General features: G+C 39.3%; 11 protein-coding genes and 1 tRNA gene. 8 read left to right on the plus strand and 4 right to left on the minus strand.

The window, feature by feature from the left end; genetic code table 11:
- The first annotated feature begins 227 nt into the window (after window positions 1-227).
- The 7 genes from H5158_RS18655 to H5158_RS18680 all read left to right on the plus strand — a co-directional run bounded on the left by H5158_RS18655 (window position 228) and on the right by H5158_RS18680 (window position 9459).
- Window positions 228-304: transfer RNA gene (locus H5158_RS18655), tRNA-Ile, on the plus strand.
- 717 nt (window positions 305-1021) lie between these two features.
- Complete coding sequence (locus H5158_RS23145) at window positions 1022-3550, plus strand: ATP-binding protein (RefSeq protein ID WP_220491358.1); 2529 nt, start codon at window positions 1022-1024, stop codon at window positions 3548-3550.
- Entirely contained in the window at window positions 3507-7472 is a 3966-nt protein-coding gene (locus tag H5158_RS23150) for a hypothetical protein (RefSeq protein WP_220491359.1), read from the plus strand. The genes H5158_RS23145 and H5158_RS23150 overlap by 44 nt, the downstream gene beginning before the upstream one ends.
- A gap of 22 nt (window positions 7473-7494) precedes the next feature.
- Window positions 7495-8031 (plus strand): hypothetical protein, encoded by a 537-nt coding sequence (locus H5158_RS18665; protein WP_182740619.1) that lies wholly within the window; start codon window positions 7495-7497, stop codon window positions 8029-8031.
- A 254-nt stretch (window positions 8032-8285) separates the two neighbouring features.
- Window positions 8286-8459, plus strand: coding sequence for a hypothetical protein (locus H5158_RS18670; protein ID WP_182740620.1), 174 nt, complete (start codon window positions 8286-8288; stop codon window positions 8457-8459).
- A gap of 98 nt (window positions 8460-8557) precedes the next feature.
- Complete coding sequence (locus H5158_RS18675) at window positions 8558-9283, plus strand: zeta toxin family protein (protein WP_182740621.1); 726 nt, start codon at window positions 8558-8560, stop codon at window positions 9281-9283.
- An 8-nt stretch (window positions 9284-9291) separates the two neighbouring features.
- Window positions 9292-9459 (plus strand): hypothetical protein, encoded by a 168-nt coding sequence (locus H5158_RS18680; protein WP_182719231.1) that lies wholly within the window; start codon window positions 9292-9294, stop codon window positions 9457-9459.
- 61 nt (window positions 9460-9520) lie between these two features.
- Here H5158_RS18680 and H5158_RS18685 read toward each other — a convergent pair whose 3' ends face one another.
- Entirely contained in the window at window positions 9521-9940 is a 420-nt protein-coding gene (locus H5158_RS18685; protein WP_145238733.1) for a hypothetical protein, read from the minus strand.
- Between the two features lie 225 nt (window positions 9941-10165).
- Between H5158_RS18685 and H5158_RS18690 the strand changes: the two genes are divergently transcribed.
- Complete coding sequence (locus H5158_RS18690) at window positions 10166-10933, plus strand: EAL domain-containing protein (protein ID WP_064668622.1); 768 nt, start codon at window positions 10166-10168, stop codon at window positions 10931-10933.
- On the opposite strand, the gene arsJ is transcribed toward H5158_RS18690, so the two are convergent.
- From arsJ to H5158_RS18705, 3 genes are all read right to left on the minus strand, one after another.
- A complete protein-coding gene (gene arsJ, locus H5158_RS18695; protein ID WP_182719229.1) occupies window positions 10927-12156 on the minus strand; it encodes an organoarsenical effux MFS transporter ArsJ in 1230 nt (409 codons plus the stop codon). The two genes, H5158_RS18690 and arsJ, sit on opposite strands and share 7 nt — an antisense overlap.
- A gap of 6 nt (window positions 12157-12162) precedes the next feature.
- On the minus strand, window positions 12163-13173 hold the full coding sequence (locus H5158_RS18700; protein WP_145238745.1) for an ArsJ-associated glyceraldehyde-3-phosphate dehydrogenase: 1011 nt from the start codon (window positions 13171-13173) through the stop codon (window positions 12163-12165).
- Between the two features lie 99 nt (window positions 13174-13272).
- Window positions 13273-14115 (minus strand): metalloregulator ArsR/SmtB family transcription factor, encoded by an 843-nt coding sequence (locus H5158_RS18705; RefSeq protein WP_145238748.1) that lies wholly within the window; start codon window positions 14113-14115, stop codon window positions 13273-13275.
- Between the last annotated feature and the right edge of the window lie 323 nt (window positions 14116-14438).

The following is a 14438-nucleotide window of genomic DNA, read 5'->3' on the forward strand; positions in this document are numbered from 1 at the left end:
AGTCGTTCCTACATGATACAAGTACTCGTGTGAATGGCTTTAGTCACCAATAAAAGCTTTTTGCGACTACTATTTAAGCAGTTAGCTTATTGATTGTTAAAATAAAGGTTTTTGCTAGTGACAAGCCAGTAAAAACTTTTTATACTGCAACCCGCTTTAGTCGCTTAGGTGGTTAAACGCTTCAAAAATTTAGCTTTGTTTTTTAAAAACATAAGCTAATACAAAATGGCCCCTTAGCTCAGTTGGTTAGAGCACACGACTCATAATCGTTAGGTCCCCAGTTCGAGTCTGGGAGGGGCCACCACTTTTCAAAGCTTTCCAAGTAAATACCCTGTGCTACCTCTGTGCTACTTTAAAGTATAGCAACTTTTTTTATTAACTATCTAATAATACAACCTCATTTCAGCATCTAGGGGTTCGATAAAGAACTACATAGGGCTCTATTAAATTTCGATTTAGGTGAAATCAACAAACAAGCTTTCCTTTAACAAAGCTTTAGTAATAGTTCTAAGCGCTGCTATATTTGCTTACAATTACGCAATAAGAGTAGTACGTTCAACCGGCTTTGCCTACCTTGCTATATCAGCAAATTCTACTTTTTTAGCCCTGTTTATAAAGTCCATAGATTTCATAGAAGCCCCTTTCGCTATGAGGTTGGTAAGTTTTAGGCGCTTGTCGCCTAAAGGCGCGCCATACCTCATGGCCAACACAGACTACGCAGAGAAAAGCCAGTCAAGCTAGAAATCGCCCGAAGGGTTGCGAAGCAAGGGGCCCCCGCTTGCGGGGTTCCGATTTATGGCTTTACAGGAATTGAACGAAGTGGTTTGGGATTAAGTATCTAATAAGCTAATATTTATTTTTATCTTTAGTAGCATGAAACTACAACTAATTAAAATTTATTAATAGCTTTTGTTCATGCTATTGTGAGTTTGTGTGTTGGTCTGTTGTGTCCTCGGTCTTATTAAGAGGAAAGTGCGCCCAGTAGACATCTTTACAGGGATTTAAAAGAAGCTTACATTATATGAAACCAGAATATTTAGGTGCCAGAGCCTCAAACACTGGCGATGATTTTCATGAATGGTGGGCACTTCGTCTAGCATTACAATTACTCGAACCTGACACATCGTTGGTTGCTGTTACAGTTGAAGGCGTAAATCTTGATGATGAAAATTCTCCGGAGTTAACGGAATGGGACTCTGTTGATTGTGGCTTATTTTATGGTGGCCATACTATAAAGCAAGCTGAAAAGGTTGTCATTGAGCAGCTAAAGTACTCTGCATCAACACCTGAAAAAAATTGGACTGTTTCGGAACTAACAAGCTCTAAATCGAAATCTTCAAATAACAGTATTATTAAGGGGCTTGCTGATTCATTTACTGCAATATTAAAAGCTAGGCCAGACATGATTGGTGCTGGTGAGTTAACAATCAGGCTAGTCAGTAATCGCCCTATTGGTAAAGACCTTCAAAAAGCGCTTTCCGATTTTAGTTACAAAAAGCATGAAACACTAAGAGTTGCTAGTGGCCTTAACAAAACAAATTTCAAGAAATTTATTAAACTCTTCGACTTTTCTGACTGTGGTACTGGTTCTCGCTTTGAGCAGGAAGAAAGCGCGATTAATGAGATTCTAGCTCTTACACTGAGTGCTGACTGGGGGTTTGTGCTGGATTTGAAAGATCGTATTCATAAGCTGATGCTGCCGGAGGCTACAGGAAGTTATATAACAAGGGAAACAGTGTTGACATGGATGAATGTGTCTGACCCTCGAGCTCTATTCCCATGCCCTCCAAGGCTCAAAGTAGCAGAAAATCCTATTAACAGAAATGCTGCTGTTGCGATACAAACTGCCATGGTCAATAGCGATCAATTTATATGCCTGCATGGAGAAGGCGGTAGTGGAAAAACGACCGTACTAAAACAGGTTGAAAATTTGTTACCTGAGGGCTCAGTCATGATTACATATGACTGTTATGGCGCTGGCACTTATATGGATAGTGAAGCCTATCGACATAGACCCAAAGATGCCTACCTGCAATTAATCAATGAAACCTCGGCTCGATTGCGATTATCTTTGTTGATTAGCCAGGATACTTCTGTAGATTTTATTAAGGCTTTTGCTTTAAGAATCGAAAGTGCAAGTAAAGTTTTAGAGGCACAAGAAGCTAATGCATTATTGGTTATCGTTATTGATGCTGCGGATAATTCTGTAACGGGTGCAAAGCAGTGTAAGCCAGAAGAAATCAGTTTCGTTCATGAACTGATTAAAATCGGAAATCTGCCAGCTAATGTTAGATTGATGATTTCTGCAAGAACTGGACGTTTAGATTCCTTATCTATTCCATCTAAATACAACTCAGTAGAAATTTCTAACTTCACATTGGAAGAAACAGAGATCAATGTATTAAATCGATTTCCCCATGCAGCCAAAGCATGGATAGAAGATTTTCATAATTTATCTAACCGAAATCCAAGAGTGCAAAGTTACGCATTTGACTATGCAGAATCAGATGCGGGCAAAGCGATTGAATTTTTAAGGCCCAATGGAAAAGGGTTGGAACAAATCTTTGAAGCCCGCTTTGAAGAGGCTATTTTGAAGGAGGGTAATTCTGACACCTTGTCTCTTGTTTGCTCATCGTTAGTAGCATTACCTGCACCAGTTCCAAAGCAGCATTTAGCTAGTGTTGTGGGGATATCAATAGAAAGGGTTAATGATATTGTTTCCGACCTTCCCGGAATGCGTGTTCTTGAAGATAAAGTAGGGTTTCTTGATGAGGATGTTGAATTCTTTGTCAGAGAGAAAGCGCAACCAAGGCTTTTGGAAGCTTATAAGCGTTCAGCAGCACATTTCAGTGCCAATCATGAAAGTGACGAGTATTCGGCCATGCACTTGGCTTCAGCGCTATTTTCAGCTGGGCAAGGCCAAGAAATCATAAGAATCATTGAGGAAAATGAAGCACCAAAAGCTATAAAAGACCAAATAATTCGCCGAGAAGTGCAACGTCAGCGGTTACAGCTCGCAATGAAAGTGTGCCGGTCAGCAGGCGAGCAAGCAGATGCAATATTTACCTTGTTAGTTGGTGCTGAGGCGATAAAAACAGATGACGCCGTAAACAAAATTATCGCTGAAAACCCAGATTTATCTGTCCATTTTGCGTCTGATACTGTAGGCAGAAATATACTTTACTCGTCAAAAACATATGAAAGCCATGGTAGGTTCTTGTCGCATATTGTTGCCCGAGATGCAACCGATAGCGATTTTATCGCTGCCCGCGAAAAGAAACGCATTCTTCGTGAATGGATGAATCGGAGAAGTGAAGATATTGAACGACAAAAATCCGAACACAGCGATCGTCGGTACCAACATATAAATGCGTGGCCATTAGAGCTTGAGGATATTACTGCTGTTGCTCATTCAGTGTTGGATATAGAGGGTTACCAGGCTGCATACAAGTTCATTTGTAGCTGGCAACCAATACAAAATCGCGATCAGATTATTGGATCGCCTGTTGTTATCGGGCAAGGTAGTCACAGTTCAAGAGTTTTTGGATAGTGGTTGTATTCCAGAGCCTTGGTCATCATTGTTCAAAATACCTTTGGCGCTTGCCGGCCATGGTATCGATTGCGCCTCTCTTGAAAAGTCATTGTGCAACAAGGATATATTGAAATATTGCGACCTAAAAGAGCTAGAAAGGCACACCTCTGAAGACTCAAACAGTTTTAGCTACGCGGAAGTGTTACTTAGTGGTTGTGAAATTTTGGCTTCTAATGGAGTGAATTTATCCTCAGTTGAGCCAATACTTGAATATCTATGCCCTGATAATTGGCGGTTGGCCAATAACATCTACATACACGATATTCTTAAAAACGATGTCGCTTTTAGAGCTTACTCTTTGTTAATGCGTCATCGTGGCCTCAACGTCACAATAGAGTCTTATTGGATTGATTCACTTATACCTGAAGATCTTAATGAGGACGAAAAAAATAAGAAAAAGCAAAAACTATCGGAAAAGCATAAAGAGATAAAGGAAAACCTGTCAGGTTTAATATCTGTTTATGCTGTTAGAGCGGATGTTTTGCTGTCCAATATCTTGCCAGAAAATGCTGAGGAAAAAGTTAAGTCTGCACTGGGTTCTTTGTTTGCAAATTCCTGGAGGATGTCTGGGGAGCACTATTTTGAATCCTTATGTAGTCACCTTTCTTTATCGTTAGCCAAGCTGTCAGTTGTGCCTGATATCGATATGAACATAGTGCTAACCCTGGCTAAGGGAGCGTTTAAACAATGGCCATCTGTTTTTTCTTCTGGTCAGCGTAAAGTTATTGCAAATCTAATAAAAATACCAGAGCTGAGGTCTCTAGTTGTCAAGGATATTTACGATCGCTCAGTTGAAGTAAAAGATCTAAAAACAGCAGCAAAAGAAAAAATCAGCATTCTTTTGGATTTGTCCAGAATATTGCTGTTTGTGGATAAGGACGAAGCCAGAGAAGTATTTAAAATAGCGGTTGATATCGCTAATGACGTTGATGTCGATGCTATGCATGACGTGGCTCTTTTTTCAGCGTTATCCAAAAATGCTAAAAACCACTTTTCGCTCTCAGATTCGCAGCAAATAGCAAGTCAAATGGCTGCAATAATAACGGAGTACGGCACTCTTCTTGATGGCTATGATCATTTTCCTTGGAATGATGCAATTTCTGCTGTTGCTATATTGGATATGCCGAAAGCAATCAGCCTTATCGGGTATTGGGAAGATTGTGATTTAGTTCAAGCAAGCGAAACTCTTTCTGCGTTGATGTCTACGGGTATTTCAGAAGGAACTATTAGCTCTGCGCAGGCTGCATCTTTGCTCAATTTCTGTGATGATTTGAATGAGGAGCTTGTGGCTAAACTAGCCTCAGTTACAAGTGTTCAAGATGCCAGTCAATTGGTAGAGGAAATTGCAAAAGCTGAGTTATTGAGATTCAACAGAAGCGATAGCTCCAAAGTATGTCAGGAGTTAAATGAGCTAGTTCCATATACCGATAGTAATGAATATTGGCATTCAGCACTTAATCAATTGGTTGAATTTAAATCACATACCAAAAAAAGTACCAAGTCTAAAACTAGCAATGGCAAACTTGATTCGACAACCAGGAAGTTAAAGGAGCGCGAGTTCCTTGAAGGTATAAAATTGGCGGAAATTTCCTTTGAATCACCTTCCGATTTTATGAATTCAATTCACGCCAAGCGAAAAGATGCTAGAGGTGAAGATTTTTATATTACCAGCGATGACATATTGAGATCTGTAATCAGTCGTTTGGAGTCAAAATATCGTATTGCCTTTCTGGATTTCTTGACCGATGAGCACGTAATTGATGATCTTGGCTATACATGGGCTAAAACGTTAATTGACTGCATTAACCTATGGATAGGGTCATCTCACGCCATATCTGCTTGGAAAAAGGAAAACCTGCCAATCTTAATTGCTAATCATTTGGGCCAATTTTCTTATGGTGAAAATTATGGCTACGACAAGCAAATGCTGAAAGATGTTATTCATAGCCTTAACTTAAACAGAGAAGAAACGGTTAGCTTATTGCTGGATGGTCTGGAAAAAAATTCTGAACATTTGCCCCTGCCCAAGTTATATTCGGTGGTCAGGCTGCTGACGGATTATTGCAGCGAGGAACAAATTGCAGATGTCACCACTCGTTATGTCCAGCGACTAACTACACGGTTAAAACTTCCGGCGAATAAAATTGAGTCTGAGTGTTCAACTGAATCAGCATTAGCCTGCCAACTATACTCGCTCTTAGGTGATGTGGATACCAGGGTGAGGTGGCGAGCAGCGCATAGTATTAGGGCATCAGTCAGAATGGGAGATTTTAAGGCAATTGTGGCATTAACCGCACTGTATGATCGTAAATCCATGCACGGTTATCGCGAAGATAATGTACCTTTTTATTGGATGTCAGCACGTCTTTGGCTCATTGTTACCTTTGATCGAATTGCATCTGAGGTGCCGGAAGCCATTGTACCTGTCGCATACTGGTTATTGAGTGTTGCTACTGACCAAGATTTCCCGCACGTGTTGATACGCCATTTTGCTAAATCCTGTTTAATGAAGCTTCTTAAAAACAATTTTATTGATTTTGATGAGCAGGAAATTTTAAAGGTACGCAGTATTAATACCTCTGATTTAGTTGCAGAAAAATCTAAGCGTAGGATTTCCCGTGGAGGATTTCACGAAGGTGATAAAGATAGAAGATTTAGTTTTGATTCGTTAGATACTCTTCGATATGTATATCCCAGCGCGATAGAGTGTTTTGCTGATGTTGACGAAGAAATGTTTCTTGATGAGGCGGAAGCTTGGATCATGGAGCGCTGGAATAGCGGCACAGATTTATCAATCTGGGAAAATGAACCAAGAAAGCATAAATTTCAAAACGCTAACTACACTCTATACAGCCACAGCCACGGTTCAATGCCGACTATAGAGCGTCATAGTTATTACCTGGAGTGGCACGCCATGTGGTGTAGTTTAGGCTCTCTGATGACAGAAAATGCACTTGCAAAGCCTGAATACGATGATGACGATTATGGAACGCTAAACGGCTTTTTGAAACGAGAGGGGTTAACTCAACCACCGCACTGGTCAAGTGATCTTCGCTGTCCAACACCACTAGAAACACGTTTTCATCTTCCTCCTGCCGTCGAGGCAGAAGATTGGGTCGCAACAATAACCGCCAATGATTTTGAGTTGGAACTTGGTTTAACTTCTGAAGATAATAATCTGATTGTGAATTCAAATCATGATATTCGCACCAGCAATCATCGCTCCAGTGTGAGAATATCCTCTTCCCTTGTTAGCCCAGATACAGGATTGTCATTGCTTCGGGCACTTCAAACTTCCCGTGACTCTTGGGATTACAGTCTACCACCTGCTGACAATGAATTTGAGATTGACGATGGTCCATTTATATTACGTGGTTGGCTTCGTGAACACTCTGGTGATGCACGCTTAGATGAAAAGGATGTATTTAATCATGGTGTCCGCTTAATAGAAGCAACGCCGTCTGAAAATGTCATTAAAATACTGGAATTACGCCAGTCGGACATCTACCCCGTTAGCTGGATTAATTCCACTAATGGAAGCAGAGTATTTCATTATGAAGCATGGGGTGATGTAAGAGATGGCTCCCGACAAAGAGAATACATATATGGTGAAGATGTTATTTCCAATGGGCATAGCCTAAAAATATCACTACATCACCTAAAGCAATATCTTGATAAAGTTGACTTTGATCTAATCCTTGAGGTCGAAATAACACGCAGAGTAACTAAAGATGGAATTACAGAATATAACAAAGAGTCCGAAAAAGAAGCGCGATACGCAAGACTCTACCTTTTCAGAAGAACTGGAGAAATCTTTACCACTGAAGGACGTATTGGTACTTGGGCACCACCTAGCGACAGAGCTGGGTTTCTCCGATAGTTGCGACACATTGGGAAAGTGGATGTCACATCATTTAGCCGAAATGATGGATCGTGTTGAACGTGAAAAAGACGCAGAAAAAAAAGAAAAATATCAGCAGCAAACCGTTGAGTTGATCTTAAAAATATGGGAACACAGAAGCTCCTTAAATGGACATGCTTATCCATTAGCAAGATTTAAGGGAGTTATCGATTCGTTAAGCATACTTTCCCCGGAGGCTAATGTGTGGGAGAGAAACAGGCTTGGTAGATATGAGTCCTTGGCCGCTGATTCATTCTCGATGTTAACAAACCTATATAGAGCTTTGCATTTTATAGAGTTTACTTCTTTGCAATCAATCAGAAGTAAGCAAATACCTCCCTCTGTATTGACTGACGAAGAACAAACAATATACGATTTTTTAACTTCGTGGGCACAAGAAGAAATGAGTTTTCGTTCTGACCAAAAATTGGACACTGAAAAAATCGAAACGCATGATTCATTAAAGTTTTTTAGTGGCTATATTGATGACTTATGTGAAAAGCTTAATTTACTGAAGTGTGAGCTATCTGAAAAATAAACTTATAAATAATCGTTTCAGATGTACATGGATAGTTGTGACTTGGTGATTATTGATGTATTAGCCATTCATCATATTAGCCAGTTTGCTATAACCTTACATCAATGAATTTAAGAAGCCCTTTACCAGTGTGTATTGTAAGAAACCATTGTATTTTTTATAGGATAATAGGTAGTGAGATAACTTTTTTGCATTGCTGGTAACAGAAGAACCTGCCTTACATCAAAGACATTCAGTTATACAAGGCTGTGGGGATGACCCTTTATCTTATCATTGATAAAAATAGAATTTTAAAGTTTGCACTCTCTTCTGCAAGCACAAAACATAATTTTAAGCCAAAGAAGCGAATTGAAGACCTTGCCCGAATCGCTCTCCCTGATGACTTCTTCGACAAAAGGCAAAGAGCTAATGCACCAAAAGAAAAATGAGAAGAGGCTGCTCAAACTCATAGGGTATATTCAGACTTTGAATCATTTGCTAATAGGCACTTAAGTGACATAATGAATAGAGAATCATAAGGCTTCAAATGACACCAGAAGAACTAGAGCGACAGGCAATTGCCTATGCTAAAAATAATAGGACTCGTATAGCTCGCGAGTTAACAGATAAAGATCAGTTTCCTCCTGATACTAGGCCGGTTTCTGTTTTTATGGCAGGTTCGCCTGGTGCTGGGAAAACTGAAGCTTCAAAAGCTTTTTTAGAAGAAATTGGTGCTGATAATGTACTCAGGCTTGATCCAGATGAGTTGAGAGAACTAATACCCGGTTACACAGGTGATAACTCGTATTTATTTCATCGTGCTGTATCTTTTATTGTTGAGAGAACACTTGATCATGCGTTTAAAAACAAGCAGTCTTTTTTGTTAGATGGAACTTTGGCAAGTTATGATGTTGCAAAAAAGAATATTGAACGCTCTATCCGTAAGGAAAGGCAAGTACTAATTCTGTTTGTATATCAAAAACCAGAGCTGGCTTGGGAGTTCGTTGAGGCAAGAGAAAAGCTAGAGGGACGTAGAATTCTAGCTGATACCTTTATTGATCAGTTCTTTGCTTCTCAGGAGGTTATAAGGGAACTTAAGCTCAAGTTCGGTAGTCAAATTCAAGTGGATTTATTAGTTAAAAATAATAAGGGCAAAACACGTTTTTATCACGATAATGTTCAGGCAATAGAGCATCATTTAGATGAAAAATTCACTAGAGAAGATTTACAGAGCCTGATAGAATCACCATCCAGCTCAAAAAACGAGCTTTAGGAGTGTTTATGTTTTCAAATTTAATAAAGCCAAAGCCAACGCAAAACTCTAAGCTTTCAGATTTTGTGCTAGATTCTAGCTCAAGCGAGAAGAAGCGAGTTTATAGCCAAGTTATTGATCGCGCTATTACCTCTCAAGTGCAGCTTGTAAATAAAGCGTCTGCTATCCAAAAATAATTAGTAAAAAGTCCCGCAATGGGACTTTTTTAGTTTTGAGAGTGTTAGTTAGAAAGTAATTCTAAGCACTATGGTTAAACAATAAACCTGAGCTGGTGTTGCCTGCTGACGAAAATAAACTTCCCATCAAAGTTGATACGTTCTTTTTTACGCTAAGTTGGATTGAAACAAGTTCTTGATCTAACTCTTTTTGTAATTCAGCTTTTTGTGCTTGTTGTTCTGCTTTGGTAAGGCTGCTGTCAGCTTCAAGTGCGCGTATTTTTTCTTGTAGTTCTTTAATGTTTTTAATCATTTGTTGCTGTGTAGTTTCTACAGTCTCATCGTTGTCAGTTTTATTTTCAGCAGTGTTTTCATCGCTATTCTCCACTTCAGTGGAAGAAGTTAGTTTTTCTTTGTCATTTGTTTGCTGTGTGCCTGCTTGTGTTTGCTTTAAATAGTTTGGATCTGTAAGAAGTGATGAAGGTATATTTGTTAGATTCATTGTGCATCCCGTGCGGCAAAAAGTTGACAAGTTCTTTGATTTAAAAATTGATGCATTAAGTGTTCCACATTTGGGGGCTTGAAATATACTTTCTATTCTTCAAAGTGCAGCGTTAAGGAATATCTGCATAGTGAACTTGATTTTATATGCAATAGTTAAAGTAAGGTTGGCTTTCGCTTTTAACTCTACTACTATGAAAAAATAGACAAAAATGGGTTGTGCTGAATGAATGACAAACTAACTGAATGTGAAAAGGTATCGTGTAATGACTGTGCCGATTTAGAAGGCCTAGGCTTTGATTTTACTATGGCATTTCAACCAATTGTAAATTGTAAGACGCGCTCTATCTTTGGCTATGAAGCTCTAGTGCGAGGCATTAATAATGAGTCTGCATATTCTGTTATCGCAAAAGTAAATGAAGAAAATCGTTATACTTTTGATCAGTTCTGTCGAATAAAAGCGATTGCTTTAGCCGCTAAGTTAGGGGTTGATTCTATGCTTAGCATTAACTTTTTACCCAATGCTATTTATAAGCCTGAGCGGTGTATTCGTACCACCTTAGAAGCAGCTAAAAAATATAACTTTCCGACGCAACGAATTATGTTTGAGTTTACTGAAGTTGAGAAAATAGAAGACAGTGCTCACATTAAGCGAGTGGTTGAATATTATCAATCTCTAGGCTTTACAACAGCTCTGGATGATTTTGGATCTGGTTACTCGGGCCTTAATTTATTAGCCGATTTTCAAACGGATATTATTAAGCTCGATATGGAGCTGATCCGAAATATCGATTCAGATAAAGTACGCCAATCAATAGTGACTCATAGCTTAAATATGCTTCGTGAATTAAATATCACCCCATTAGCAGAGGGGATTGAGACCCTTGCAGAATATACATGGTTAAAAGCCGCAGGTATTGAGTTAATGCAAGGGTATTTATTTGCTAAACCAGGCTTTGAGAGCTTGCCAGTAGTTGATTTTATTGACTATTGATTACTCTTTGGTAGTGCCAGCGATAACAGTGCTGCTAGGGCAATAAAGCAGCTTGAGATCCATAAGCAGGCTTCAAGTCCATATTGTTGATACACCCAGCCCGATAAAACAGTGCCTAGTAATCTCCCCATAGCATTGGCCATATAATAAAAGCCTACATCAAGTGACACGCCATCACTATCAGCAAGCCTTACAATTAAATAGCTATGCAATGATGAGTTAATCGCAAACACCGCACCAAATATCAGTAAACCGATAATAACGGATGCTTGTATATAAAAGTCAAAATGCAGAGCTAAGGCAATAATGGCCGGTATAGCTGTTAAGTAACTGGCCCATAAAAAAGCGCTACGGCCACAGGGCACCTGAACTGATTTTTTTCCTGTACTCATTATGTTTGTAATATGAGGCGCAAAAGACTGCACTATGCCATAGCCAATCACCCAGCTTGCCATAAAGCCGCCAACCCACCAATGATCCCAACCAAAGGTTGCGGCTAAAAATACAGGCAAGGCAACCACAAACCAGACATCTCTTGCGCCGAATAAAAACATTCGTGCGGCTGAGAGTACATTAATGGCTTTGCTTTTGGAGAACAGCTCACTAAATTTGGCTTTATTTTTAGCTTTGCCTAAATCTTCTTTTAATGCGAATAAACTAAATAGCCAAACCATAGTGAGCATGCAGATCATGATTAGCATTGCGCCATGAAACTCTAGCAAAGTCAGCAGTACGCCACCTAAAAAGAAGCCAACACCTTTTAACGCATTTTTAGAACCCGTTAAAATAGCCACCCATTTGAAAAGCTGGCCTTGCGCGTCTTTTGGTACTAGTAACTTAATAGCGCTTTTGGCGCTCATTTTATTCAGATCTTTTGCGATCCCTGAAAGCGCCTGCGCAGCCATCACATAAATTACGGTGAGTGTATCTACAGGTGCCATAAGCATTGCCAAAGACACAATTTGTAATGCTAAGCCAATGTTCATGGTTTTATTCAGGCCGAATCGAGCTCCCAGCCATCCGCCCACTAAATTGGTGATCACACCAAAAATTTCATAAAACAAAAACAACATAGCAATACTAAGTGGGCTGTAACCTAATTGATAAAAATACAGCACCACGAGCATCCGCAATGCGCCATCAGTTAAAGTAAATGCCCAGTAATTACCGGTAATGATCAAATATTGTTTTATTTGTGGGGAGAGTGCTGTGAATCGATCCACGGTTAATTATTCCTTGTCAGCTAGACCAACTTTACGTACCAGTTCCGCAGTTCGGTTCGCGTAGCCCCATTCATTGTCGTACCACACATAAAGTTTTACTTGAGTGTCGTTGATCACCATGGTTGATAGCGCATCAATGATGCTGGAACGAGGATCGGTTTTGTAGTCAATAGATACCAGTGGGCGTTCTTCGTAGCCCATTATGCCTTTTAGTTCATTTTCAGCAGCATCCTTAAGTAATTTATTTACTTCAGCAACGGTGGTACCGCGCTCAAGTTCAAATACACAGTCAGTAATTGATGCGTTAGTTAGCGGAACGCGAATAGCATGGCCATTTAGTTTACCTTTTAACTCTGGAAATATATGCGTTATTGCAGTAGCTGAACCAGTTGTAGTGGGGATCAAACTTGTGCCGCATGAACGTGCACGGCGTAAGTCTTTATGCGGTGCATCAATAATTGTTTGGGTGTTGGTTATGTCATGAATGGTGGTGATTGAGCCATGCTTGATGCCAATCTTTTCATGAATAACTTTTACTACTGGTGCTAAGCAGTTAGTTGTGCATGATGCAGCGGTAATGATTGGGTAAATCTCTTTATTATAAAGGTGGTCGTTTACACCTATTACTACATTTAAAATACCCTCTTCTTTTACTGGTGCTGTAACAACAACGCGTTTTACACCTTGATCTAGGTAAGCTTGCAGTAGTGCCTTGGTTTTAATTTTACCCGACGCTTCAATAACGACATCACAGTTTGACCAATCAGTCTGTTCTGTTTTAGTGTTTTGCGTAAAAGCAATTGTTTTACCATTAATTATAATAGTATCTTCAGTATGACTTGCTTCGTGATGCCATTTACCGTGTACTGAATCAAACGTCATTAAATGAGCGAATGTTTCAGCATTACCGCCTGGATCGTTAATATGGACAATTTCTATATCATGCCAATCAAATGCTGCGCGCATTGATAATCGGCCCATACGGCCAAAACCATTTATACCTACTTTTACTGTCATAATTACATCCTGATTAATTGTTGGGTTGTAAGTGCGGTAAAGCTAGCGCTTCATTACGTTAGCCAATGTTAAATTGTGCTGTGTTTATTAAAGTTATCGTTAACTGCAAAAGCTCACTTTATTAGGTCGTTTATGCATAGTCGCTAATCGCTTAAGGCTGTTGATGATCAGATGGAGATTACTTTCAGTGGTTGTACTAATAATCGTCTTGCTCCATTGTGGCAATCTTGGATTAATTTGGTAAAACACCCATTGTCCGTGCTTTCTATCTGTAATGATGCCGGCTTTCTTTAATACGGCTAAGTTACGCGATACCTTTGGTTGGCTTTGCTCTTGCAGTGCTACCATTAATTCGCAAACACATAACTCGCCATAGTAGTTGGTTAACATTAAAGTTTTTAATCGGATCTGATCAGTTAAGCATTTATAAAATATGCTTGGATCTATCGATAACTCGTTATCTTGATCTGAGATGGTACTACTACATAGTGGCACATACTGATGTGATTGCAGGTTATTAATATTACCGTGTACGTCAATAAACATATCCAGTCGTTTATCAAGTTCATAGAGGGTTGCGACAAAGGGCTCTAAACCTACCATTACTTTTGGATCTGCAATATCCCACGCAAGTTGCAACAGTGCGCCTTTATAAGCTCTGCATTCATTGTTTGCTCTTTCACATAGCGTAATAACATAATCAAAAGTCTTATCTGTAAACTCAGCTATATGTTTTGCGCTGAGCTCAGTTATCGGCAAGTTAAACTTTTGCAAACAATTAATTGTTCTAGGATCAATATCTTTAGGAGCGATCCCTGCACTATAAACATCAAAAATCTCTCCCGCTTTATTTCTCAGTAATACTTCTGCCATTTGTGAACGGGCTGAATTCTCAGTGCACAGAAAGAGCACACTTTGCTTTGAGCTATTACTTTGGGACATGTAAATTAAATATTCTGACTGACAATATCCATTAAGTGTATATATGAAATTTCATATATACAATACTAGTGTTATTAATATCAACGTATATGAATGTGAAACCCTATTTTAGAAGGATTGAACAATAGCGATTATCTATTTTTTAGATGTGTTTTTAAGCATCTTGGCTAAAAAGCAAGCGTAAGGCATGTTTTTTATAGTTTTCTTTAAAAAACGCTTGCGTAAAATTCGCCGCGCCCTATAATGCGACCCCACTGAGACGGCAGCAGGCAACGCTTAAGCTGCAAGAGTTAATCAGTTAGTCGAGTAAAACTTAAGTTTAG

It is taken from the genome of Pseudoalteromonas sp. SR45-6 (assembly GCF_014163545.1).
Taxonomy (GTDB): domain Bacteria; phylum Pseudomonadota; class Gammaproteobacteria; order Enterobacterales; family Alteromonadaceae; genus Pseudoalteromonas; species Pseudoalteromonas rhizosphaerae.